This window comes from Mycobacterium sp. (assembly GCF_965229105.1).
Lineage (GTDB): Bacteria > Actinomycetota > Actinomycetes > Mycobacteriales > Mycobacteriaceae > Mycobacterium.
Genome location: NZ_OZ245858.1, coordinates 3,468,531 through 3,491,693, shown reverse-complemented (window position 1 = coordinate 3,491,693; position 23,163 = coordinate 3,468,531). Strand labels below are relative to the sequence as shown.

The 23,163-nt window shown below is 65.5% G+C and carries 22 protein-coding genes; 8 read left to right on the top strand and 14 right to left on the bottom strand.

Annotated features, from left to right (window positions below; translation table 11 throughout):
- Positions 1-11: 11 nt before the first annotated feature.
- Positions 12-1,448: an MFS transporter gene (locus tag ADBZ9O_RS16335; RefSeq protein WP_526523598.1), complete on the top strand. Its 1,437-nt coding sequence runs from the start codon at positions 12-14 to the stop codon at positions 1,446-1,448.
- A 3-nt stretch (positions 1,449-1,451) separates the two neighbouring features.
- On the opposite strand, the gene ADBZ9O_RS16330 is transcribed toward ADBZ9O_RS16335, so the two are convergent.
- The 6 genes from ADBZ9O_RS16330 to ADBZ9O_RS16305 form a co-directional block, all read right to left on the bottom strand.
- Positions 1,452-3,167 carry an HNH endonuclease signature motif containing protein gene (locus ADBZ9O_RS16330; RefSeq protein WP_526523596.1) on the bottom strand — a complete coding sequence of 572 codons (1,716 nt, stop codon included), beginning with the start codon at positions 3,165-3,167 and terminating at the stop codon, positions 1,452-1,454.
- Positions 3,168-3,227: 60 nt separating this feature from the next.
- Positions 3,228-3,587, bottom strand: a complete 360-nt coding sequence (locus ADBZ9O_RS16325; RefSeq protein ID WP_526523594.1) for a VOC family protein — start codon at positions 3,585-3,587, stop codon at positions 3,228-3,230.
- A 30-nt stretch (positions 3,588-3,617) separates the two neighbouring features.
- Positions 3,618-4,463 (bottom strand): acyl-CoA thioesterase domain-containing protein, encoded by an 846-nt coding sequence (locus ADBZ9O_RS16320; RefSeq protein WP_526523592.1) that lies wholly within the window; start codon positions 4,461-4,463, stop codon positions 3,618-3,620.
- A gap of 25 nt (positions 4,464-4,488) precedes the next feature.
- Positions 4,489-5,358, bottom strand: a complete 870-nt coding sequence (locus ADBZ9O_RS16315) for an EamA family transporter (RefSeq protein ID WP_526523590.1) — start codon at positions 5,356-5,358, stop codon at positions 4,489-4,491.
- Between the two features lie 76 nt (positions 5,359-5,434).
- Entirely contained in the window at positions 5,435-6,919 is a 1,485-nt protein-coding gene (locus ADBZ9O_RS16310; protein ID WP_526523588.1) for a protein adenylyltransferase SelO, read from the bottom strand.
- Between the two features lie 157 nt (positions 6,920-7,076).
- Positions 7,077-7,484: a VOC family protein gene (locus ADBZ9O_RS16305; protein WP_526523586.1), complete on the bottom strand. Its 408-nt coding sequence runs from the start codon at positions 7,482-7,484 to the stop codon at positions 7,077-7,079.
- A 90-nt stretch (positions 7,485-7,574) separates the two neighbouring features.
- On the opposite strand from ADBZ9O_RS16305, the gene ADBZ9O_RS16300 reads away from it, so the two are divergent.
- The 6 genes from ADBZ9O_RS16300 to ADBZ9O_RS16275 all read left to right on the top strand — a co-directional run bounded on the left by ADBZ9O_RS16300 (position 7,575) and on the right by ADBZ9O_RS16275 (position 13,750).
- Positions 7,575-8,519 carry a LysR family transcriptional regulator gene (locus tag ADBZ9O_RS16300; protein WP_526533212.1) on the top strand — a complete coding sequence of 315 codons (945 nt, stop codon included), beginning with the start codon at positions 7,575-7,577 and terminating at the stop codon, positions 8,517-8,519.
- A gap of 252 nt (positions 8,520-8,771) precedes the next feature.
- Positions 8,772-9,890, top strand: a complete 1,119-nt coding sequence (locus tag ADBZ9O_RS16295; protein WP_526533210.1) for an ABC transporter ATP-binding protein — start codon at positions 8,772-8,774, stop codon at positions 9,888-9,890.
- 61 nt (positions 9,891-9,951) lie between these two features.
- Complete coding sequence (locus tag ADBZ9O_RS16290) at positions 9,952-11,154, top strand: polyamine ABC transporter substrate-binding protein (RefSeq protein WP_526523584.1); 1,203 nt, start codon at positions 9,952-9,954, stop codon at positions 11,152-11,154.
- A 1-nt stretch (position 11,155) separates the two neighbouring features.
- On the top strand, positions 11,156-12,031 hold the full coding sequence (locus ADBZ9O_RS16285) for an ABC transporter permease (RefSeq protein ID WP_526523582.1): 876 nt from the start codon (positions 11,156-11,158) through the stop codon (positions 12,029-12,031).
- Complete coding sequence (locus ADBZ9O_RS16280; protein ID WP_526523580.1) at positions 12,028-12,885, top strand: ABC transporter permease; 858 nt, start codon at positions 12,028-12,030, stop codon at positions 12,883-12,885. Before ADBZ9O_RS16285 ends, ADBZ9O_RS16280 begins: the two co-directional genes overlap by 4 nt.
- A gap of 46 nt (positions 12,886-12,931) precedes the next feature.
- Positions 12,932-13,750: a DUF1206 domain-containing protein gene (locus tag ADBZ9O_RS16275; protein WP_526523578.1), complete on the top strand. Its 819-nt coding sequence runs from the start codon at positions 12,932-12,934 to the stop codon at positions 13,748-13,750.
- On the opposite strand, the gene ADBZ9O_RS16270 is transcribed toward ADBZ9O_RS16275, so the two are convergent.
- The 8 genes from ADBZ9O_RS16270 to ADBZ9O_RS16235 form a co-directional block, all read right to left on the bottom strand.
- Positions 13,714-14,559 carry an urease accessory protein UreD gene (locus tag ADBZ9O_RS16270; RefSeq protein ID WP_526523576.1) on the bottom strand — a complete coding sequence of 282 codons (846 nt, stop codon included), beginning with the start codon at positions 14,557-14,559 and terminating at the stop codon, positions 13,714-13,716. The genes ADBZ9O_RS16275 and ADBZ9O_RS16270 overlap by 37 nt on opposite strands.
- Entirely contained in the window at positions 14,556-15,161 is a 606-nt protein-coding gene (gene ureG, locus ADBZ9O_RS16265) for an urease accessory protein UreG (protein WP_526523574.1), read from the bottom strand. Before ureG ends, ADBZ9O_RS16270 begins: the two co-directional genes overlap by 4 nt.
- Positions 15,158-16,864: an urease subunit alpha gene (ureC, locus tag ADBZ9O_RS16260; protein WP_526523572.1), complete on the bottom strand. Its 1,707-nt coding sequence runs from the start codon at positions 16,862-16,864 to the stop codon at positions 15,158-15,160. The genes ureG and ureC overlap by 4 nt, the downstream gene beginning before the upstream one ends.
- Complete coding sequence (gene ureB, locus ADBZ9O_RS16255) at positions 16,861-17,541, bottom strand: urease subunit beta (protein ID WP_526523570.1); 681 nt, start codon at positions 17,539-17,541, stop codon at positions 16,861-16,863. The genes ureC and ureB overlap by 4 nt, the downstream gene beginning before the upstream one ends.
- 14 nt (positions 17,542-17,555) lie before the next feature.
- Entirely contained in the window at positions 17,556-18,227 is a 672-nt protein-coding gene (locus ADBZ9O_RS16250) for an urease accessory protein UreF (protein WP_526523568.1), read from the bottom strand.
- Positions 18,224-18,700 (bottom strand): urease accessory protein UreE, encoded by a 477-nt coding sequence (gene ureE / locus ADBZ9O_RS16245; protein ID WP_526523566.1) that lies wholly within the window; start codon positions 18,698-18,700, stop codon positions 18,224-18,226. Before ureE ends, ADBZ9O_RS16250 begins: the two co-directional genes overlap by 4 nt.
- Before the next feature lie 88 nt (positions 18,701-18,788).
- A complete protein-coding gene (locus tag ADBZ9O_RS16240) occupies positions 18,789-19,577 on the bottom strand; it encodes a nuclear transport factor 2 family protein (protein WP_526523564.1) in 789 nt (262 codons plus the stop codon).
- Complete coding sequence (locus tag ADBZ9O_RS16235; RefSeq protein ID WP_526523562.1) at positions 19,574-20,158, bottom strand: nicotinamidase; 585 nt, start codon at positions 20,156-20,158, stop codon at positions 19,574-19,576. The genes ADBZ9O_RS16240 and ADBZ9O_RS16235 overlap by 4 nt, the downstream gene beginning before the upstream one ends.
- On the opposite strand from ADBZ9O_RS16235, the gene ADBZ9O_RS16230 reads away from it, so the two are divergent.
- A complete protein-coding gene (locus ADBZ9O_RS16230) occupies positions 20,157-23,162 on the top strand; it encodes an aminotransferase (protein WP_526523560.1) in 3,006 nt (1,001 codons plus the stop codon). The two genes, ADBZ9O_RS16235 and ADBZ9O_RS16230, sit on opposite strands and share 2 nt — an antisense overlap.
- Position 23,163 lies beyond the last annotated feature (1 nt).

Below are 23,163 nucleotides of genomic sequence, written 5' to 3'. Positions count from 1 at the left end.
ATAATCAAAGAGTGCGAGATGCCCGGCCCCGACTCCTGATCGCCGCGCTGAGCGTCGTCGCCCTAACCGTCGCGGTCCTGCAGACCGCAGTGGTCCCGGTCCTTGGCGTCATCGCCCACCAGCTCAACGCCAGCACGGTCGGGGTGAGCTGGGCCGTGACGGCCAATCTGCTCGCCGCCGCCGCTGCCACTCCTCTGATCGGCAGAATGGCCGATCTGCACAACAAACGCCGAGTGCTGCTCGGGGTGCTGGCGGTCGTGCTGATCGGTTCCATCCTGGCGGCAACGACGACATCCCTGGCACTGCTGATCCTGGGCCGGGTGCTGCAGGGGGTGTCGTATTCGCTGTATCCGATCTGTGTGGCGATCCTGCGCGAGGAGCTGCCCGAGGAACGCGTGGTGGGCGCGCTGGCCATCCTGTCGGGAACTCTCGGCGTCGGCGGCGGAGCCGGACTGGTGGTGACCGGTTTGATGATGGACGGTGACGCCGGTTACCACCGGGTGTTCTGGCTGACCACCGGTTTCACCGTTTTCGTCATACTCGTTGTGCTGCTTTTGGTTCCGTCGAGGGATCGGACGTCGACCGGGACCATCGACTGGCTGGGCGCAGCTGGTCTTGCCCTGGGACTGACGGCACTTCTGTTGACCATCACCCAGGGCAACACGTGGGGCTGGTTGTCGCCGGCGACCATCGGCTCTACGGTGGCGGGTTTCGCGGTGCTGGTCGGCTGGTGGTTCTGGGAACGACGCATTACCTATCCCTTGGTATCGACCACGACGTTGACCCGCCGGGCAATGCTCCTGACCAACTTGGCGACGGTGCTGGTCGGCATGGGGCTGTACTTCGGGTTCCTTGGGCTCACCGAGTTCGTCCAGATCCCGCGCGATATCGCCGGATATGGTTTCAGCGCAAGCGTTTTGCACGCCAGCGTGGTCTTTCTGTTGCCCGGCGCGTTGATGGGTTTCGTTACAGCTACTGCCAGCGGTCGGTTCATCGACAAGTTCGGGGCGCGCCCGGTCCTGGTCTGCGGTGCCGCGTCCGGCATCGTCGGCTTCGCTTTCCTGGCGATCGCCCATTCACAGCCATGGCAGGTGATCGTCGCCGGCCTCGCCGCCAACGCCTACATCAGCCTGGCCTATAGCGCCCTGCCAGCCCTGATCGTCAGTGAAGCCGACCCCGGCGAGACCGGCGTTGCCACCGGCGTCAACGCCATCGCCCGCACCATCGGCAGTTCCGTGGCTGCCGCACTGGTCGCCGTTCTGTTGCAGCGCTCGACCGGACCAACGGGCGAGCCCGCCGAGAGCGCCTTCGTCACCATCTTCATCATCGGTGCCATCACCGCCGCGCTGGCGCTGGTGCTGATCGCCTTGTCGCACACTCGTCGTCGGGAAGTCGAATCGGCCGAGGCGACCGTGGCTTCGCGCGCGATGAACCACGAGTGGGGCTGACCCTCAGAACGGTGGTGGGTCGTTGTTGTTGGCTGTGATGGGTGGGGCGGGTTTCCAGGTGTGTGGTTCGTTTCGCGCGTCAGATGTGTTGCGTTGGGCGCGTTGGGCTTTGGCCTTCGCGGCCCGGGCTCGGGTTGCGGCGATGATGGCGGCGTTGCGTTCGCGTTCGGCTGTGATGCGGTACGCGTGGTCTTGGGCGCGGGTGCGTTTTCGTTTCGGCACGCCCAGCCCGCTGTGATCGGGTGGTTTCGGTGGGTACCCGGTCGGTGGGGCTTCGGTGGTGGTGATATCCCAGCCCGGGAACAGCAGTGCGGAGCCGGGTTTGGTGGTGAAGGTTCTCCCCGACGGGGTCATCACTTCCACCCTGCCATCGGGAAACTGCCGGTCTGACCAGCCACCATCACCGGACCAGTGCGTTTTGAGCAAATGATGAATCCGGCAGTAACACTTCAGATCACTGGGGTGGGTAGCACCGTGCGGCCAGGGCAGGGTGTGGTCGATATCGGAGAGATCAGCGGGCCGATCACAGCCCGGGTGGCGACAGGTCATATCGCGCATCCAGACGAACTCAGCCAGTTTCGCCGACGGCCGGTAATGCGATTCGGCATCAGGTCCCGGAGTGCTGACATACCGGACGGTGGCGCCGTCGCGGATCAATTCCGCCAGCAGCGGGGCCGGCACGATCGCCCCACCCAAGATGATCCCCGGACCAGGGCGACGCACCCGCACCGGCTCAGCGACAGGGGCGGTTGGGGGTGCGGGCTCGGGTTCAGCGACGGGCTCAGACGCGTCAGCAGTACCAGCCGCGGCTGGTTCAGGTGTGGGTTCGGGTGGGGTCGCGGGTGTGGTGGCCGTGGATCCCTCACCGTGCATGCCGGGATCGGGCACAGCATCAAGGACCGTGGGGTCAGCGACGATATGGACCAACACATTGGTGGCCCGCCGGTCATCGCCGGCCGCCGGACAACTCGGGGCACCACACCGGCACGCCAAATGATCCGAGCCCGCACCTAACGCCCCCAGGGCGTCGGCGAGTCGTTGCCGCAGTGTGCGCGGATCGTCTTTGCACACACCGTGGGCCATCACATCGAGGCGTTGTTTGACGATCGCGGCATCAGTAGCGAGCAGCCGCCCCCAAAAAGAGGTAGTGCCGGTGGCGTCATTGGGATCACCGAAGGTGATATCGCGGCTGCGCGCCGCGGTCTGCAACCGGCGCACCGCCTCAGGATCAACAACCTCGATGATCGCGTCGATCTTCTGTTCCAGCTTCACATCCGAGAGCGGGCCCCAACCGGTCACACTGCCGGCCAGCGCAGCATCCAGGGCGGCCAGTACCGCATCGTCCTCGACGAGCAGGGTGCGCCACCGCAGCGTGTTCACCATCCGGTAGTCGATCGACCCCGCCATAAACAGGGCATTGATCTTCGGGAGCTGATCACGCAACAGCACCGCGAGCCTGAGCTGCCCCACCCCCCGGCCGTGACCGATATTCAATGCCGCCGCTACTTCGGCCGCCGCTGACGCCGTCGGATCACACACCCACCAGTGCCGCTCGTCATCGACATCCCCGCACCGCCGTAAGGCGAGCTCGGCGATCGCCGCCAACCGGCGCGCATCCGCCGCCGCCGAGGCCCGCGCCCACCCCTGGATCGCCCCGATCAGCTCACCATCAGAGACCGCAGACAACGCCGCAGGCTCCGCAAGCGATCCATCGAACATACGTGCGACTCTAGCCCGGCCCACTGACATGATTGGTCCGTCGATGGCACGAAAACAGAACTACGTGTCGACGTGGCTGACGATGTTGATGACGTTGCCATCAGGCGCGCGGACGAAGAAGCGGCGCACGCCCCACGGCTCCGTGGTGAGGGGATACACGATATCGAAACCCCGCTGCTGCGCTTCTTCGTACGCAGCCTCAACGTCGTCGCCGACGTGGACCGAGATCACCGAATCGACCGGTGAGGTCTCGTCACGGGTGACCAGTTGCACGGCGGCGCGGCCGTCCTGCGACTGCAGATTGGCCACCCAGCCGAGATTGAATGGTTCGTTGCTGAGCCCGAGGTAATCCATGTAGAACTCACGGGCTGGCCCCAGATCGGGCACGGACAGGTTGGCGACGATCCCGGTGGGTCGCATGGCATGGCTCCCTTGATTGATCCAACCAGATCAGATTCGCAGGTCTTGGAAGGCGGTGGTGGCGAAATCGATCTGGGCCGCTGGATTGGCAACAGCGGTGACCACGCCGGTACCAAATGGGCCGGACCGGTCGAACAGGGTGGCCGTTCCCACCGCGATACCGTCTGCGGCCCAATGGGAATCGGCTTGGACAGCGATCCACTCGTCCACAGGCAGCCGGGACAGCGCGACCGTCAGATCGCCGTTGATATAGCCGATACCGTGCGTGCCAAGGTTGGTCACCAGGCTGGTCGACTCCGCCACCATGGCCGCTTTGACAAAAGGCGTATTAGGTTGTCCTGCAACAACATCGATACCCCGGTCGAGAAACCTGGTGCGCGAGCCATTCTGGTGATCACCCACCTGCCTGGTCCACCCGACGGCGTCACTGCCGGTATGGGGCAGCACCGAGTCGTCAGAAGAGGTATGCACGCCCGGCGGAAACGTGAAATCGGCTGCGGGAGTCCACTGCTCCCCCGGCGGCGCCGCCGAGCGCCGGTACAGGACGAGGATGGCCCGCGCCACCGTCACCTCGGTCCCGCCACTGCCACTGCCACTGCCCTGCACGACATCACACTCGACATTGCGCACCCGCCGGCCGTCGCGAATCAATCTGGTACGCACTGAAGTCGGCTGATTGCGGGCCGCCTTGAACAGGTCGACTGTCAGCCGGGCAGGCATGAAGTCCGGCGCCCCATACTGCAGCTCCAGCGTGCTCGCCGCCAGCCCCACAATCGCCGGACCATTCAGATGGTCCTCACCCCAGTGGCTGTTGGCGTACTTCTGGGGAAGAAAGTGGCCGTCTTTCGGCAGGAAATGCGCTGGGCGATCGGTCATCGGCGCATCATCGCATGCCGGTAACTCAGGAACAGACCTCGGCAGGCACCGGCGCTGTTCGTGCTCCCGACCGTGCGGCACCGATACCGGCCGCCACCACGAAGGCGATACCGACGACCGCCAGCGGCCCCGGCACCTGATGCAGGATGACCAGGCCGATCAGCATGGCGAAGGCCGGTTCCAGACTCATCAGGGTCCCGAACGCGGCGGCGTCGAGTTTGCGCAACGCCAGAAATTCCAGAGTGAACGGGATGACCGGCAGCAATACCGCCAGCCCGATGCCGACGACGATCAGCTCGGGCGTGATGCGGTCGAAGACCGACGGGCCGACCGCGATCGTCGCGACCAGACCTGCCACCGGCATCGACACAGCCAGCCCGTTGATGCCGGCAACGTCGTCGCCGACACGTTGGGTCAACAGAATGTAGGCGGCCCAGCAGACGGCCGACATCAGTGCGAACAGCACACCGATCGGGTCAATCGCCCCGGCCCAGGGCTGCGTCAACAGCAGCACACCGAGGGCGGCGAGCGCCGGCCACATCAGCCTGGCTCTCCCCCGGCCTACCGCCACCGCAACGCCGAGCGGACCGAGGAATTCCAGAGCGCTGGCAGTGCCGAGCGGAATGCGGCTCACGGCGGCCATGAACAGCAGGGTGATCGCCGCAGTCACCACTCCGAGAGCGACACAGAAGGCGAACGCGCGACGGGTGAACAGACTGGGCCGTGGCCGGACGACGACAAGAACGATGATGCCTGCCCAGGCCAGCCGCAGCCAGGCCGCACCCTCGGCGCCGATGCGGTCGATCAGCGACACCGAGATGGCCAGCCCGACCTGCACACACAGCATCGAGCCCAGCGCCAGAAGCGCGCCTGCCCGGGCCGGAGTGTTCGTCATACCTGCATTGAACGCACCCGCCACCGTTCATGTCCACGTGTTATTCGTGAGCATAACGTTCAGGAAAGATGAACGATCAGGTACCGCAGAAGGTTTGGTAGTCGATGAAGTCCTCGGGTGGCGGCGTGGCGTAGCGCTCAAGGCCAGGACGTTCGTCATACGGCGCTGCCAGCACGGCCACCAATTGCTCGACAGGTGCAAGGTCACCGGCGGTCGCGGCGGCCAGCGCTTCCTCGACGAGGTAGTTCCGTGGGATGTAGACCGGATTCACCCGGTCCATCAGGTCGGCGTCCGGGCGAAGGGCGTGCCAGCGACCGGCCCAGTCATCGAAGGCGACAAGATCGAGGAACAGTCCGCGCGCAGGTTCGGCGTCACCGCGGGCCGCCTGTGCCAGCGCCCGGAAGAACGAGGTGTAGTCGACCCGACTCTGCTGCAGCTGTGCGAGCAGTTCATCGATCAATTGTTGACCCGCCGCGTCGTCATCGCCGACCAGGCCGGGAGGCAACCCGAGTTTCGCCCGCATCCCATTCGTCCACGTGTCGTAGTACTGGGCGGGGAACGTGGCAAGTGACGCCGTGGCGAGTTCGACGGCGCGATCGGTGTCCTCGGCCAACAACGGCAGCAGGGCTTCCGCGAACCGCGCCAGGTTCCATTGCGCCACAGCGGGTTGGTTGCCATATGCGTAGCGTCCGCCGGTGTCGATCGAGCTGAAGACTGTCTTCGGGTCGTAGGCATCCAGGAACGCACACGGTCCGTAGTCGATGGTCTCGCCCGAGATCGTCATGTTGTCGGTGTTCATCACGCCGTGGATGAAGCCGACCAGCATCCAGTTCGCCACCAGCGACGCCTGGGCGGTGATCACCGCGTCGAACAGTGCCAGATAAGGGTTTTCGGCCTGCGCTGCGCCGGGATAGTGTCGCGCGATCGCGTGGTCGGCGAGGCGGCGCAGCAGACCGTTGTCACCGTTGGCCTGGGAAATCTGCGCCGCGTACTGAAAACTCCCCACCCGCAGGTGACTGCTGGCGACCCTGGCCAGCAGCGCCCCCGGTAATTGCGTCTCCCGCCACACCTCTCGTCCGGTCGCGATGACGGCCAGCGATCGGGTGGTCGGGATACCGAGACTGTCCATCGCCGAGCTGATCACGTACTCACGCAGCATCGGGCCGATGACAGCCAGGCCGTCGCCGCCACGGGCGAACGGTGTCCGTCCGGAACCCTTGAGATGCAGATCGCGGGGGCGCCCAGCGGCGTCGGTGAGCTCACCGAGCAGCAGGGCGCGCCCGTCGCCCAGCCGCGGAACGAAACCGCCGAACTGGTGCCCGGCATACCCCTGCGCCACCGGCGTCGCCTCGGTCGGGACGGCGGCACCGACCAGCAGTGCCACCCCATCGGGGCTGCGCAGCCAGTCGGGGTTGAGACCGAGTTCGACGGCCAGCGGTTCGTTGAGGATGAGCAGCCGCGGGTCCGGTGCGGCCTCAGCCTGCCACCGGAGGGCCAGCTCCGGAAATTCGCGGGCGAACTGGTCGCTCAAAAGAGCGCCGGTCGCCGGTGCAATGCTCACCTCTCCCAGCCTACGGACGGATAGCGCCAGCGGAATTAAAGCGCTGACCTTCCTGTTGACCAGTCCAGACCGGCACCAGCGTCCACAACTACCTGCATCGGCCCAAAGGAGGGACACCCCCGGCACGGGGTGTCCCTCCTTTTTGGGGTGAGTCGGCTCAGAGTGTGCCGAAGAATTCGATCCAGTTCCCGTCGGGATCGGTGACGAACAGCCACCCCATGCCCGGCACCGGGGCAAACTCGGTCAGCGGTTCGGCGAACTCGTAGGGAGACGCGGCGATCTTCTCGGCCAGTCCGTTGAGGTTTTTCACGCCGAACGTGAAGTACCGGATGCCTGCCTGCGCCCTGCCACCGCCTGCCGCGACCGGCTCCGGCGGCGGCGGGTCGTAGGTCACCAGTTTGATCACGTTGCCGCCGAAGGCATATCGGCGCTGCGAGCCACCGGGGAACTCCAGATCACCTTGACATTCCAGGCCGAGGAAGTCTCCGTAGAACGCCACCATGGCATCCAGGTTGGTTGTCACGACGGCGACTTCGATGTTTGTGGACAGTGGCTCCAGATTCACGGGCCAACCGTACAACGATCGGCCCTCAGCGCTGCCGAATTGTTCACCAATCGCGGACGTTGGCAGACAAAGATGGCCGACAATGACCTCGTGGACACCCGCAGACTGCGCCTACTGCTGGCGTTGTCGCGGCTGGGTTCGATGCGTGAAGTCGCCGATGCACATCACTTGACCACCTCGACGGTGTCCCAGCAGATCGCGGCACTGGCCAAGGAAACCAACTCCCGACTGATCGAACCAGACGGGCGTCGCGTCCGACTCACCCCCGCCGGTCTCCGACTGGCCGAGCATGCGGTGACGATCCTGGCCGCCGTCGATGCCGCGCGACTGGATCTCGATCCGGCGGCTGAGCCGGCAGGCACCGTGCGGGTGGGTGGTTTCGCCACCGGCATCCGGGTGTCGCTGATGCCCGTGCTGACCGAACTCGCCGCTTCTCACCCCAACGTCGAAGTGGTCATCAGCGAATACGAACCTGTCGAGGCGTTCGCGCTGTTGGCCGATGACACCCTCGACCTCGCGATGACCTACGACTACAACCTCGCACCCGCCTCGCCCGACGCCGTGCTCGAGGCCGTACCGCTGTGGTCGACATGCTGGGGGCTCGGCGTCCCAGACGGGGATTCGGCCCAGCCCGACGGGTCCGCCGACCTCGCCGACTATGCGGACCGTCGCTGGATCGTCAATTCCCGTAACACCGCCGATGAGGACGCCGTTCGCACCTTGGCTGCGCTCGCGGGATTCACCCCTCGGATCTGGCATCAGATCGACAGTCTCGACCTTGTCGAGGACCTGATCGAGGCGGGCTACGGCGTGGGTCTGCTGCCTGCCGGCCGACCACCGCGCGCCGGAGTGACGGTACTTCCGCTAGCCGAGCCTGAGGTGGTGATGACCGCCTACGCCGTCACCCGCCGCGGGCGCTCTACCTGGCCGCCGCTTCGGCTTCTGCTCGACCGCCTGCAACCCTCGTCAGCAACTGCGCCAACGCACACACATTGGCCGCGTAACGCTGTCCGAGCGGCCGGCACGGCAAAATGAACCTCCACAGATCAATGTCGCACGCCCAACCGGCGGCAGCCGAGGGAATCCATCGCAAAAATGAACATTCGTGACGGAATCGGTTGCGGCGGCCCTTCCGATGGGTGATTGTTTTACTCACGGCGGTTAGAACCCTGCCAGGGTTCGACCAACGAAGCACGAGGAGGATCTGTCCTGACGAAGACCGGCACTGATGCCACAGACCAGAAAAAGGGACAGGACGGTACGACCCGCGAACCGGGCGCACCGGTCATCGAGATCGATCACGTCACCAAGCGTTTTACCGATTACGTCGCGGTATCCGACGCCGACTTCTCGATCGCGTCGGGCGAGTTCTTCTCGATGCTGGGTCCGTCCGGATGCGGTAAGACCACGACTCTGCGGATGATCGCGGGATTCGAGACACCGACCGAGGGGGCGATCCGCCTCGAAGGCGAGGACGTCTCCCGGGTCCCACCGCATAAGCGCAACGTCAATACCGTGTTCCAGCACTACGCACTGTTCCCGCACATGTCGGTGTGGGACAACGTCGCCTACGGGCCGCGCAGCCTCAAACACAGCAAGGCCGAGGTCAAGCGTCGCGTCGATGAACTGCTCGATGTCGTCCGGCTGACCGATTTCGCCCAACGCAAGCCGGGCCAGCTCTCGGGCGGGCAGCAGCAGCGTGTCGCACTGGCCAGGGCATTGGTCAACTACCCGAGCGCACTGTTGCTCGACGAACCGCTTGGCGCCCTGGACCTCAAGCTGCGCCACGTCATGCAGTTCGAACTCAAGCGCATCCAGCGCGAGGTCGGCATCACGTTCGTCTACGTGACTCACGATCAGGAGGAGGCGCTGACGATGAGTGACCGGATCGCGGTCATGAACGCCGGCAACGTCGAACAGATCGGCTCCCCCACCGAGATCTACGACCGCCCGTCGACAGTGTTCGTCGCGAGCTTCATCGGCCAGGCCAACCTCTGGCTCGGTAAGCAGACCGGGCGGGCCAACCGCGATTTCGTGGAGGTCGAGGTGCTCGGGTCAAAGCTGCAGGCCCGACCCGGTGACACCACGATCGAGAGCGGGGGTCAGGCCACGCTGATGGTGCGCCCCGAGCGGGTCAGGGTCACGATGGACGCGCCAACCGGGGAAGTCGTCTCGGTGCCCGCCACGGTCAGCGATCTCACGTTCCAGGGCCCCGTCATTCGCCTGCAGCTCGCAGCGGCTGACGGATCGCCGATCCTGGCCCACATCGGCGCCGAGCAGGACCTGCCGATGCTGCGCCCGGGTGATCAGGTCTATGTGGGCTGGGCCCCTGAGGCGTCTCTGGTACTCCCGGCCGCCGACATCCCGACCACTGAAGACCTCGAAGACATGCTCGACGACTCCTAACCTGCCCCACCTCCGGCCCGCTCCTGACCTCCGATACGGACCTACGAAAGGCATTGCCGCCATGGCCCCCTCGAACAATTTCGATCCCGCACTGATGGCCCGTCTCGGTGCCAACCGCGCGTCCCGGCGCCGGTTCCTCGGCGGCGGTGCGGCCGCGGCGGCGGCGCTCGTCCTCGGCCCGTCCTTCCTCGCCGCCTGCGGTTCCAACAGCAGCTCCGGTGGCGGTAGCAGCGCCAGCGCGGCACCCGATGACGGTTCGCCGGCCACCGGCACACTGCGAGTCTCGAACTGGCCGCTGTACATGGCCGACGGTTTCGTCGCCGCCTTCCAGACGGCGTCCGGCCTGACTGTCGACTACAAGGAAGACTTCAACGACAACGAGGAATGGTTCGCCAAGAACAAGGAACCGCTGTCACGTAAGCAGGACATCGGCGCCGACCTGGTGGTGCCGACCCAGTTCATGGCCGCCCGCCTCAACGGCCTCGGCTGGCTCAACCAGATCAGCCATGACCGGGTGAAGAACTTCACCAATCTTCGTGAGGACCTACTCAATTCGAGTATCGACCCGGGTCGCAAATTCTCCGCGCCGTACATGACGGGCCTGACCGGCCTGGCCTACAACAAGGCGGCCACCGGTCGCGCGATCACCAAGATCGACGACCTGTGGGACCCCGCGTTCAAGGGCAAGGTCAGCCTGCTCTCCGACATGCAGGACGGCCTCGGCATGATCATGCTGTCCCAAGGCAGCTCACTGGAGGACCCGACCGAGCAGACCGTGCAGAAGGCGGTCGACCTGGTCAAGGAGCAGAAGGACAAGGGACAGATCAGGCGCTTCACCGGCAACGACTACGCCGACGACCTGGCTGCGGGCAATATCGCTATCGCCCAGGCATATTCGGGCGACGTCGTGCAGCTGCAGGCCGATAACCCCGATCTGGAGTTCATCGTTCCCGAATCCGGTGGCACCAACTTCATCGACACCCAGGTGATCCCGTACACCACGCAGAACCAGAAGGCCGCCGAGGAGTGGATCAACTACGTCTACGACCGGGCCAACTACGCCAAGCTGGTCGCCTTCGTGCAGTACGTGCCGGTGCTCTCGGATATGACCGAGGAACTCGACAAGATCGATCCCAAACTGTCGAAGAATCCGCTGATCGTCCCGCCGCAGTCGACGTTGGACAAGATGAAGTCATGGGCCGCGCTCACCGACGAGCAGACCCAGGCGTTCAACACCGCGTACGCCGCCGTCACCGGCAGCTGAGATGGCAGGTGTAGCCAGCAGCAGCAGGCAGCGGAGCAAGATCGCTCCGTATTTGATGATCCTGCCGGCACTCGCCTATTTGGCGATCTTCTTCGTGGTGCCGTTCTGGTCGCTGTTCCGGACGTCGCTGTCGACATCCGGCGGGTCGATCTACATGCCGACCTTGACGTTCGCCTGGGACTTCAGTAACTACGCCCATGCGTTCTCGGCATACCAGGATCAGATCCTGCGCTCGCTGGGCTACGCCTTCACCGCAACCGTTGTCTCGCTGTTGATTTCGTATCCGTTGGCCTACGTCATCGCGTTCAAATCGGGCCGCTACAAAAACCTGCTGCTCGGCCTGGTCATCCTGCCGTTCTTCGTGACCTTCCTGATCCGCACGCTGGCCTGGAAAACGATCCTCGCCGACGACGGCTTCGTCGTGCAGACCCTCGATGCCATCGGACTGCTGCCCAGCGACGGGCGGTTACTGTCCACCAGCTGGGCCGTCATCGGCGGGCTGATCTACAACTCGATGACGTTCATGATCCTGCCGCTCTATGTCAGCCTGGAGAAGATCGACCCGCGGTTGTTGGAAGCCTCCAAGGACCTGTACTCCTCCACCGCCCGTGCGTTCCGCAGGGTGATCCTGCCGCTATCACTGCCCGGCGTACTGGCAGGCAGCCTGCTGGTTTTCATCCCCGCGATGGGTGACTTCATCAACGCCGACTACCTGGGCAGCACCCAGACCACCATGATCGGCAACGTCATTCAGAAGCAGTTCCTGGTGGTCAAGGACTATCCGGGTGCGGCAGCGCTGAGCTTTCTGTTGATGGCGCTGATCCTGGCCGGCGTGCTGTCCTATACCCGGGCCTTGGGCACGGAGGACCTGGTATGACGCTGCAAGAGGGCACTGCAATCCTCGATGCGATGGACACCAAGAAGCGCAAGACCGGACGTAGCTTCCTCGGTGGCAAGTTCGGCGATATCGCGCTGCGGGTCATCGCCGGGCTGGTGATGGCCTACATCTTCCTGCCCATCTTCGTGATCGTGCTGTTCTCGTTCAACCACCCCGCAGGCAAGTTCAACTACACCTGGCAGGGCTTCACGCTGGACAACTGGGCGCACCCGTTCAAATATCCGGCGCTGACCCAGGCCATGAAGATGAGCCTCGAGGTGGCCGCACTATCCACCCTGATCGCACTGGTGCTGGGCACACTGCTCGCCATCGCGCTTGTGCGGCAACGCTTCCGGGGCAGCAAAACCGTCGAGACGTTCCTGGTGCTACCGCTGACCGCCCCCGAGGTGGTGATGGGCGCGTCGCTGCTGACACTGTTCCTCGACCTGGGCTGGCCCACCGGTTTCGGGACCATCCTGATCGCCCATGTGGCGTTCGAGATCAGCTTCATCGCGATGACGGTGCGTGCCCGCGTCCGTGGCTTCGACTGGACTCTCGAAGATGCGTCGATGGATCTGGGGGCAGGTCCCGGCCGAACGTTCTTCAAGGTCACGCTGCCGCTGATCGTGCCCGGCATCGTCGCCGCGGCCATGTTGTCCTTCGCGCTCTCGCTCGACGATTTCATCATCACCTACTTCGTCAGCGGCTCGACGGTGACCTATCCGCTGTTCGTCAATGCCGCGGTCAAGGCCGCGGTGCCACCGCAGATCAACGTCATTGCCACCGCGATCCTGTTGATCAGCCTGGTCATCCTCGGCGTCGGCACGCTCTATCGACGCAAGCGCGACATATAAGGCAGAACCCGTTTGCGGATACCCGTTCCCGGGTACCGAAATTGACATGGCCGAAAGTCGTGTTCACGGTGCGGTAGACCAGGCAACAAGTACCAGCGCGTTCGAGAACGCTGCCCGGGCGGGGTACGCGATCAGCGGTGTCCTGCACCTGCTGATCGCCTATATCGTCGTCCTGCTGGCCTTCGGCGTCGGCGGGAACGCCGACCAATCCGGAGCCCTGGCCACCCTGTCGAGCAAGGGCGGTGGAGCGATCACCTTGTGGATCGCCGCGATCGGGCTGTTCGCCCTTGCGGCCTGGCGGGTGGCCGAGACGGTGGTCGGCTCGCATCCCAACGAGTCATCCGAGGACGACGAGGGTGCCAAGAAGCAACTCAAGCGGGTGAAGTCGGCGGCCCTAGCCGTCACCTACTGCGCACTGGCAGTGTCTGCGATCAGATTTGCCACCGGCGGTGGACAGTCCAGCGGACAGAAGAACGCCGGGATGTCGGCGACGCTGATGCAATCCGGTTGGGGCAAAGCCCTTCTCATCGTCATCGGGCTGGGTGTGATCGCGGTCGGCGGTTACCACATCTACAAGGGCGCGACCAAGAAGTTCCTCAAGGACCTCAAGGTCTCCGGCGGCTCGGTCATCACCCCGCTCGGGATGACCGGCTACATCGCCAAGGGCGCGACCTTTGTCGGCGCCGGCCTGCTGGTCATCGTGGCAACTCTGACCGCTGACCCCGCGAAGGCCTCCGGCGTCGACGCGGCCGTGAAAACGTTGGGGCAGGCACCCTTCGGCAAGATCCTGTTGCTCATCGCCGCGTTCGGGATCGCTGCCTACGGCGCCTACTGTTTCGCGATGGCGCGCTTCGCGCGGATGTGATCGGGGGTCACGTGAGCCTCGATCAGGGCAGTCACCGCGCCGGTGACGGCCCGTAGCGTCCCACCGTCCGATGCGGCCAGCCGGACCGCCCAGCCCGCCTCGTTCGGAAGGTCGGTCACCGCGACGTAGGCAAGGTTGTCTCCGCCCAACTCGGCAAGCGCCTCCAGCTCCGGTGTTAGCGCTGTCATCGCCGTGTCGAGTCCCACCCCGACGACATACACGGTCCCGAAAGCCTTGGGGGCACGTCGAACCCGCGGGAGTGCGGTCATCAGCTGCGCATCAAGGGCGAGGACCGATCCGTCGGGTGCACTCACCACAACGGTGGACTCATAGCTCCCGAAATCGTCGTCGGTGAGCGCGGGGTGCACAACCATCGCATCGACGAGGATCGCCCGGCCACCTGGTTCCACGCAGAGCTGGGTGTGCTGGCGGTAGCGGGCGTGGCTGGTGAGGATCCGCGGGGCCGGGTCGAGCCGCAGATGACTATCGCCGTGCACCCGCACCCGGGTGTCCTCGAGGGCCACCGCCCCGCCGGGGACCCCGCTGACCACGGTGGCGCCCTGTCCCCTGACCACCGCCGACCCGCCGTCGACCACCTCGATCCTGGCTCTGATCACATCGCCGGGAATGACTGTGCCCGCGGCATTCTGGATGGTGACCGACCCCGTCAAAGGTCGGGCGGTCCCGGCCGGGTCGGGAAAAACCCGCCCGATCAGCAACGGCCAGCGGTACCGGCGCCGGGTCAGGACGGTGCGTCCGCCGACCGCAGCGAAGGTGACGTCGAGGGCTATCCGGTCGGCGATAGTCAACCGAACAGTACTTCGCGTTCGAGCACGGCGACCACCGTGTCGATGCCTTCCCCGCCTCTGGCGCTGATCGCGACGACGGGTCTGCCGCCGCGCACCTCGTCGGCTTCCTTGAGCATCAGGGCCAGGTCGACACCGACATACGGTGCCAGGTCGACTTTGTTGACCACCAGAAGATCGCACCGCACCACGCCGGGACCGCGTTTGCGTGGGATATCGTCCCCACCGGCCACATCGATGACGAACAGCCAGTAGTCCACCAGGTCTCGCGAGAACGTCGACGCCAGGTTGTCCCCACCGGATTCGAGCAGGATCAACTCGGTATCGGGGAATTCCATCTCCAGTGCATCGGCGGCCGCCATGTTCAGCGACGGGTCTTCCCGGATCACGGTGTGCGGGCAACCGCCCGCTTCCACGGCCCTCACCCGCCGCGGGTCGATCAGGCCGGACCGACGGATCCGGTCGGCGTCTTCGGCGGTCACCAGGTCGTTGGTGATCACCGAAACCACGCGCCCCGAGCGGGCGAAGGCAACCAGCAGTGCTTCGACCAGTGCGGTCTTACCGGATCCGACGGGGCCGCCGATACCGATCCTGGCCGCCGTCATCGCAGCATGTACTTCCGCGAAAACGGAACGACCGTAGCGGGTTCCGCGGTCAGCAGCACGCCGTCGGCGCGAACGTCGAAGGTGCGCGGATCGACCTCGACATGCGGCAGGGCGTCGTTGCGGATCATGTCCTTCTTGCGCAGACCGCGCACCGACGTGATCGGCAGGACGTTCTTACGCAGCCCCAGTTTCGCCGGCACACCCGCGTCGATCGCCAGCGACGACATGAACACAAATCCCAGTTCCGCGGCTGCGTCACCGAGTGCCCCCCAGTTGGGACGTTGGATCAGCGGCTCCGAGGAGGAGATGGATCCGGCAGCGTCACCGAGCGCGGCCCAGACGACGAACCCATTCTTGAGCACCATCTTTGGCTTGACGCCGAAGAATGCGGGTGCCCAGATCACCAGATCGGCCACCTTGCCCGCCTCAATGGAACCGATATGCGCATCGGCGCCGATCGCGATCGCCGGGTTGATGGTGAGCTTGGCGATATAGCGTTTGACCCGTTCGTTATCGGCCGCGGCCGTCGTCTCCTCCGGCAGACGCCCCACGCGTTGTTTCATCACCGCGGCCAGTTGCCAGCAGTTGGTGATGTTCTCCGCGAGCCGGCCCATGCCCTGGGTGTCACTGCCGAAGATCGAGATGGCGCCGCTGTCGTGCAGGAAGTCCTCGGCCACCATCGTCTGTGGCCTGATCCTGGCTTCGGCGAACGCAATATCCTCTGGCGCTTCCCAATTCATCAGATGCGCCAGCATCGTCATCGGCACCCCCTCGTCCAGCCCGGCCAGGGTGTAGGGGTTAGTGGGGTTCGTGGTACCAGGTATGACGTTCTCGTAGCCGACGCAGCGGATGAGGTCGGGGGCGTGCCCACCGCCGGCACCCTCGACGTGATACATGTGGATGGTCCGACTGCCGATGGTCGACATCGTCGTTTCGGAGAATCCGAATTCATTGATCGAATCGGTGTGCAGGTGCACCGCGAAATCGGCGGCATCGGCGGCCCGCAGGGTGTTATCGATGACGGCCGGCGAGGCCCCCAGGTCTTCGTGAATCTTCACTGCGCCCGCGCCCGCGGCCACCGACTCACGCACCGCGCCCGGATCAGATGAGCCGCGGCCGAATGCGACGAAGTTCATCGGTGTGTATTCGCCGGCCTTGAGAGAGATTCCGAGGTTGCGCGGGCCACCGGTGGCGATATCGAACGCAGGACCCAGCGACCCGCCGATCAGGGTCGTCGTGCCGGTCGACAGACCGTGCTCGACCTGCTGCGGTGAGATCAGGTGCGCGTGCGACTCGATCGCTCCCGCTGTCACGATCATGCCTTCGGCGGGAATCGGAGTCGTCGTGGTACCGACAACCAATCCCGGGGTAACCCCAGGCATGGTGTCGGGGTTGCCCGCCTTGCCGATGCCCACGATTCTGCCGTCACGGATCCCGATGTCGGCCTTGATGATTCCGGCCACCGCGTCGATGATGACGGCATTGACGATCACGTAGTCCAGGATGCCGTCCGATGGTTTCGACGAGGGTCGGTACCCTTCGCCGTCCCGCACGGACTTGCCCGCCCCGGCAAGCAGCTCATAGCCGGGAAGCAGGTAGTCCCGCTCGACCTCGACGAAAAGGTCGGAATCGGCAAGGCGGATCCGATCCCCGGTGGTGGGGCCGAACGCACGGGCGTAGGACTGCCGATCTAATGATGTCATTGCGCGCTCACTTCGTCGTTCTGCACGGCCAGCGCCGCGTCAAGGGCGCCGTCGGCGTCCAACGACCCGTTGACCAGTCCCGAGAACCCCTGTGCGACACGGTCACCGGCGATGGGTACCAGTGTGACCTCGACGGGCATACCGGGTTCGAACCGCACGCCCGCACCCGAGGCCACGTCCAGTTTGTGACCCCACGCAGCGCGCCGGTCGAACTCCAGTGCCGAGTTGGTCTCGAAGAAATGCGTCTGACTGCGCACCTGGATATCCCGGTCGCCGCGGTTGACCACGGTCAGCGCGACCCGGCTCACACCGGGGAACAGTTCGACCGGTGCGGCGCCGACGATGATCTCACCGGGGCGAATATCGTTCTCGTGCGGCGTGATCGGATCGATCAGCGTCACCAGCTTGGTGCCTTCCGGAAACGGGGCGTCCACTGCCACGATGCGGACCATATCGGGCACGCCCGGCTCGCAGTCCTGCGCGGTCAGCAGCGACGTGGCGCGGTCGACGATCTCGTCGTAGGCCAGGTTCTTGCGTGCGGCAAACATCACCTCGTCGGCCAGCAACGCCACCACCTCCGGGTGGCTCAACGGGATGGCTTCGCGGAGGTTCCGCCGCGCCATCTCAGCGGCATTGAACACGATGAGGCGTTCCATCTCGGTGGGCGTCAGGTTCACTGGGGGCTCCTCCTTCAGCTGGCGAACAGGCGGACGCCATCGTCGCGGCGTTGGGCGGCGATATCGGCGTAGGTGGTGAAGGGACAGGGCTCGGCGGGTGGGATACGCCGCAACACGTCGAGCAGAAGCGGGGTCAGCGCGGTCAGGATGCGTTGGGCGCCGAGGTGACCGCAGATGCCGAGACGCAGTGCGGCCCCGGTGGTCCCGGATATCACTTGCCATGCCGCGACGGCATCTGCGGTCTCCAGGGTGAGACCGACGGCGCAAAAGCAGATCGCCTGCGCCACCGGGAGGTGACCGGCCGCGGCCCCGGTGAGCACCAGGGCGCGGTAGTCGGCCACTTCGGCGGGCTGCCCGCACTCCCCGATCGCAGCGAACGTCGTCAGAACGGCGGCACCGGCGCGCCGCGAGGCCTCACGCAGCACCGATATCGTGCCGACGGTCTCGGCCAAGACGTCCACGGCGAGCGGATTCGGCTGGGCCCAGGCGCGGTGCATCAGGACGCGGTCGCACTGGTGCCACCGTCCCACGAGTTGTTCTGCGGCGAAATCGGTCACATCGACCTCGTCGCGCACCAACCCATCCCGGTAGGCACCCTCCAACCCTGAGGAGAACGCGAATCCACCGGTCGGAAATGCGCTGTCGGCGAAGCGGATTGCGGCGAGCAGCTGTCCGAGATCGGTCACGCCGACGCCGGCGTGCTCGTGGGCGATTCGATGCGCCCGGCCGCCAGCAGGTCGGCGATCCGGGAGGTGTAGTCGGATTCCGGACCTTCTAGATGCACCACCAGCGTGTGGTCGTCCTGGGTGACTTTCCAGTGCAGGTGCCCGGCCAGAAAGCCGAGGCGCAGCGCGGCCGCGAGATCTGTCGCGCGCAATGTCAGCGTCCGCGGCGCACCGGCGCGCACCACGACGGCACGGTCGGTCTCCAGCAGCAGGACTGCGCCATCAGCGAGCGCGCTGCCCCGAGCAACGATGACCGCGTAGTCGGTGCCGGCATCCGAGGTGATCCGCAGCCTGGTGCGATCCAGATCGTGCACATCCAGGTCGACGTACTCCACACGCTCGCGATGGCTCAGTTCGTGGAGTCGCTCTGCGATGGCGGGGTCGCTCGCCCACCCGATGATCCCGTCCAGGATGTGGTCGCCGGCACGGGTCATGCCCCAAGTCGACTACGCGGAGGCGTCAGCGATGTTCGCGTTCTGTTTCGCAGCTATTGCGCCACCCACGTGGCCGGGGTGCACTGGATCATGGGGCGAAATAGCGCAGCCGGGCGATCGACTGATCGGGGCCGAAATCGGCGATCATCACCCCGCGGCCCGCCTCGGTCGTCGTGGACACCGCGATACACCGCCCCGCCGCGATCTCCTTGGTGAAGGTGGCGCCACGTAAACCGTCAGCCAACCTGTCGATGCCGATGGGTTTATCGTCACCGAGGATCACGGTGGCTCCAGACAGCAGCCGGCGGGTGGTGATCTCGTCGGCGCCAGACAACGCCGCCGACAACGCCCCCATCGCGATCCGCGCGGGACGGCCGACCCGGCGCAACCCGCGCAGAAAGCCGACCGAACCGTCGAGTCGTTGGTTGACCAGCAGTGCGCCGCCGAGTTTCAACCCGGCGGGAATCGCCCGCAGTCCGTTTCCAGCGAACTGGGCGATCATCGCAGGGAGCTCCCAAAATGCTTGCAGCTCAGCGACCTTGACCTCACCTTGGGACTCACGCACCACATAGCGCAGAAAAGCCGGGATGGCCATCGTCACTGTCGAACCCATCCGGACATCGAGCGTCAGGTCGCGGATCACCGTCGACCCGGAGACGATATCGGCGGTGCTGCGATACGCAATCTGCCGCGGCCCGATGAACGTGTCGTAGAACGCCGCGATCTGGCCGGACCCGATATGCGGTCGGGACCCGACGGGATCCTCGACCCGGCCGTCGGGCGTGAAAAGACCGACCCACTCGCCACGGTTGCCTTGACCCGCGGCCTGAAGCGATCTCTGCGCTGCGGCCAGGGTACCGGCGTCATCAAGTTTCACTGCGCGGTCATCGGTGAAATCGTTGTCTGGCCGATGATCTCGACATCCGCCCCGCGTAGCTCCGCGATGGCCCGTGCGGTCGATTCCGGGGCAACCCCCGCGGTCAGATCCAGCAGCACCCTGGTGGTGAATCCGGCACGGACTGCGTCGACGGCGGTGGCGACAACGCAGTAATCGGTGGCAATACCGGCCACATCGACTTCGTCGACGTCGTGGTGGCGAAGCCAGTCGGCCAGCGGGGTCTGTGTCTCGTCGACACCCTCGAAACCGCTGTAGGCCGCTGCGTGGCCGCCTTTGAGGAACACCGCCTCGATCGCACTGGTATCGAGACCGGGATGAAATTCCGCTCCGGGCGTCCCCGCGACGCAGTGCCGGGGCCACGACTCCGCGTAGTCGGGCTGATCAGAAAAATGTGCGCCCGGATCAATGTGGAAGTCCTTGGTGGCCACCACATGGTCGTAGCCGTGATCACCGGCAAGCCGGTTGCTGATGGCACGCGCCACCGTGCCGCAGCCCGAAACAGCCAGGGAGCCGCCCTCGCAGAAGTCGTTCTGGACGTCGACGATGATCAGCGCACGCATGAGTCCACCGTATCGGCCGGTGCAGAAAGCCGATACCGTGAACGTCGCCATGACTCTTTTCGATTTTTTCCAGGCCGAGGAACTGCCAGCGCCGACCGTTACCGTCGCCGACGCGGTGACGATCGCCAGGGACCATTTCGGTCTCGAGATCCCTGCCGCAGGCGTGACCCCACTGGGCAGTCAGCAGGACGCCAACTTTCTGCTCGCCGGCGCCGACGGTCACCCGGTGGGGGTGCTCAAGATCGCCAACCCGGCGTTTCGTCGCCTTGAGGTCGAGGCACAGGACGCGGCGGCGGCTTTCGTCGCCGCCGGCCAGGCGGGCCTGCGCACGGCGGAGAACATCGCGCTGCCCGGGGTGGCCCCCATTGCCGAGGTGAGGGGCCCCGACGGCGGCACCCTCTACGCCCGCATCATCGCCTACCTGGACGGCGGCACGATGAGCGGTGATCGGTATGTGGCACCGCACCGGTGGTCGGCGTTGGGTACCCTGGCCGGCCGCGCCAGCTGCGCCCTGGCCGCGTTCGACCACCCCGGCGTGGACCGGGTGCTGCAATGGGACCTGCAATACGCCGACCGGACGATCGACTTGTTGGCGCCGTATGTCACCGACAGCGGTCGACGAACCCAGATCGAGATGGCCGCAGCGCAGGCCTGGCGGGCGGTGTCCGCGGTCGCCGGCGAGTTGAGCAGCCAGGTGATCCACTGCGATATCACCGACGACAATGTTGTGTGCTCCCCGCGCGATGGGCGGCCCGACGGCATCATCGACTTCGGTGACCTGACCCGCTCGTGGACCGTCGGCGAGCTGGCCGTGACCGTTTCGTCGGTGCTACGGCATGCCGGTGGCGAGCCCGCGGCAGCCCTGCCGATCATCACCGCCTTCCATCGGGAAAGGCCGCTGAGCGCTGCAGAGATCACCGCGCTGTGGCCGCTGGTGGTGCTGCGGGCGGCAATTCTGATCGTCAGCGGCCATCAGCAAACCGCGATCGATACCGATAATGAGTACGCCACAAGCGCTTTGGAGCATGAGTGGCGAATCTTCGAGCGATCGCTGTCCGTGCCGTCTGAGGTCATGACTGCACTGATCGCCGATGCGCTCGGCTGCGCGCCCGCACCGCCGTCCGTTCCGGTATCGAGTCCACTGTTTCCCGCCATCGGAGCCGGCGCACTGCGTCAGCTCGACCTGAGCACGGAATCCGATGGCCTCGACGCGGGCCGCTGGCTGCACACCGATAGCGAGGACGCCCTGGCTGCGGCGGCGCTAGCCGATGGGGCAGCCGCGGTGGTGACCGCCTACGCGCGGCCACGTTTGACCAGATCCGTTGCGCTGAGCACTGAATCGCCTGCCACCGTACCCACCGGGGTCGACGTGTGGCTGGGCCAGGAGACGACGCTGGTGGCTCCGTTCGGCGGCTTGGTCACCGCCGTGAACGAACATGAGCTTGCCCTGGCCGGCGACGGCGCCGAGATAGGCGTCCTGCACCTGCGCGGGGCGTTGCGGCCCGGCGAGGCGGTACAAGTAGGGCACGCCGTCAGCGCGGGTACTCCGCTGGGCGAAGCCACCGCGGGGCGGCTGTGGATCCAGCTCGAGGCCGGCAGCGACGGCGATATCCGGGTGCCAGCGTTCGTCCGTCCGGAATACGCCCCGGGGTGGTTGGCGCTGACCCGCGATCCGCTGTCGTTGTTGGGCATCACCACCGACGCGGCGCCCGGTGGGCCGGACTCGGCGAGCCTGGCGCAGCGGCGCGGTGACGCCTTCGCCGCAGTGCAGGAGCAGTACTACCGCGACCCGCCGCGAATTGAACGGGGTTGGCGCGAATACCTGTTGGACACCGACGGGCGTAGCTATCTCGATATGGTCAACAATGTCGCGGCGGTCGGCCACGGCCATCCAGAGCTGGCCGATGCGGTCGCGCGACAGTGGCGGCGGCTCAATACCAACTCACGCTTCCACTATCAGGCCGTCGTCGATTTCTCCGAGCGGTTGGCCGCCACCCTGCCCGACCCGCTGGACACCGTCTTCCTGGTCAATTCCGGCTCCGAAGCGGTCGACCTGGCACTGCGGCTGGCCTTCGCCGTCACCGGCCGCCACGATATCGTCGCAGTCGCCGAGGCCTATCACGGCTGGACCTACGCCACCGATGCGATCTCCACCTCGGTCGCCGATAACCCCAATGCGCTGGCGACGCGACCGTCGTGGGTGCACACCGTGCCATCGCCCAACAGTTTCCGCGGTGAGCACCGCGGTCCCGACGCCGGCAAGTACGGCCCGGAAGCCGCCGCAATCATCGAAGAGCTTGCCGCGCAAGGCAACCCCCCGGCGGCGTTCATCTGTGAACCCTTCTATGGCAACGCGGGCGGGGTGGCCCTGCCCGACGGTTATCTGGCCGATGTGTATGCCGCCGTACGGTCGGCGGGCGGACTGGCGATCGCCGATGAGGTGCAGGTGGGTTACGGCCGACTCGGTGCGTGGTTCTGGGGATTTCAGCAACAGGGGGTGTTACCAGACATCGTCACCGTCGCCAAAGCGATGGGTAACGGTCAACCACTGGGTGCTGTGATCACCAGCAGGGCCATCGCCGATGCGTACCGCACGCAGGGGTATTTCTTCTCCTCCGCGGGCGGCAGCCCGGTATCCAGCGTCGTCGGGCTCACGGTGCTCGATATCATCGAGCGAGAAGGTTTGCAGGCCAACGCTTTCGAGGTCGGTGAGCATTTGAGGACCCGACTGACCGAACTCGCCGACCGACATCCGATCATCGGCGCGGTGCACGGCAGCGGCCTCTACATGGGTGTGGAGCTCGTCAGGGACAGCGTCACCCTCGAACCCGCCGATACCGAGACCGAAGCGATCTGTGAACGGATGCGTGAGCTCGGGGTGATCGTGCAGCCCACCGGCGACCATGTGAACGTGTTGAAGATGAAGCCGCCGATGTGTTTGTCGATGACTTCGGCCGACTACTTCGTGGACATGCTCGACCGGGTTCTGACTACCGGTTTCTGAC

Coding starts and splice junctions, on each gene's coding strand:
- ADBZ9O_RS16330 (WP_526523596.1), bottom strand. CDS start 3,167: ATGTTCGATGGATCGCTTGCGGAGCCTGCGGCGTTGTCTGCGGTCTCT.
- ADBZ9O_RS16325 (WP_526523594.1), bottom strand. CDS start 3,587: ATGCGACCCACCGGGATCGTCGCCAACCTGTCCGTGCCCGATCTGGGG.
- ADBZ9O_RS16320 (WP_526523592.1), bottom strand. CDS start 4,463: ATGACCGATCGCCCAGCGCATTTCCTGCCGAAAGACGGCCACTTTCTT.
- ADBZ9O_RS16315 (WP_526523590.1), bottom strand. CDS start 5,358: ATGACGAACACTCCGGCCCGGGCAGGCGCGCTTCTGGCGCTGGGCTCG.
- ADBZ9O_RS16290 (WP_526523584.1), top strand. CDS start 9,952: ATGGCCCCCTCGAACAATTTCGATCCCGCACTGATGGCCCGTCTCGGT.
- ADBZ9O_RS16285 (WP_526523582.1), top strand. CDS start 11,156: ATGGCAGGTGTAGCCAGCAGCAGCAGGCAGCGGAGCAAGATCGCTCCG.
- ADBZ9O_RS16280 (WP_526523580.1), top strand. CDS start 12,028: ATGACGCTGCAAGAGGGCACTGCAATCCTCGATGCGATGGACACCAAG.
- ADBZ9O_RS16275 (WP_526523578.1), top strand. CDS start 12,932: ATGGCCGAAAGTCGTGTTCACGGTGCGGTAGACCAGGCAACAAGTACC.
- ureG (WP_526523574.1), bottom strand. CDS start 15,161: ATGACGGCGGCCAGGATCGGTATCGGCGGCCCCGTCGGATCCGGTAAG.
- ureC (WP_526523572.1), bottom strand. CDS start 16,864: ATGACATCATTAGATCGGCAGTCCTACGCCCGTGCGTTCGGCCCCACC.
- ureE (WP_526523566.1), bottom strand. CDS start 18,700: ATGACCCGTGCCGGCGACCACATCCTGGACGGGATCATCGGGTGGGCG.
- ADBZ9O_RS16230 (WP_526523560.1), top strand. CDS start 20,157: ATGAGTCCACCGTATCGGCCGGTGCAGAAAGCCGATACCGTGAACGTC.
- ADBZ9O_RS16235 (WP_526523562.1), bottom strand. CDS start 20,158: ATGCGTGCGCTGATCATCGTCGACGTCCAGAACGACTTCTGCGAGGGC.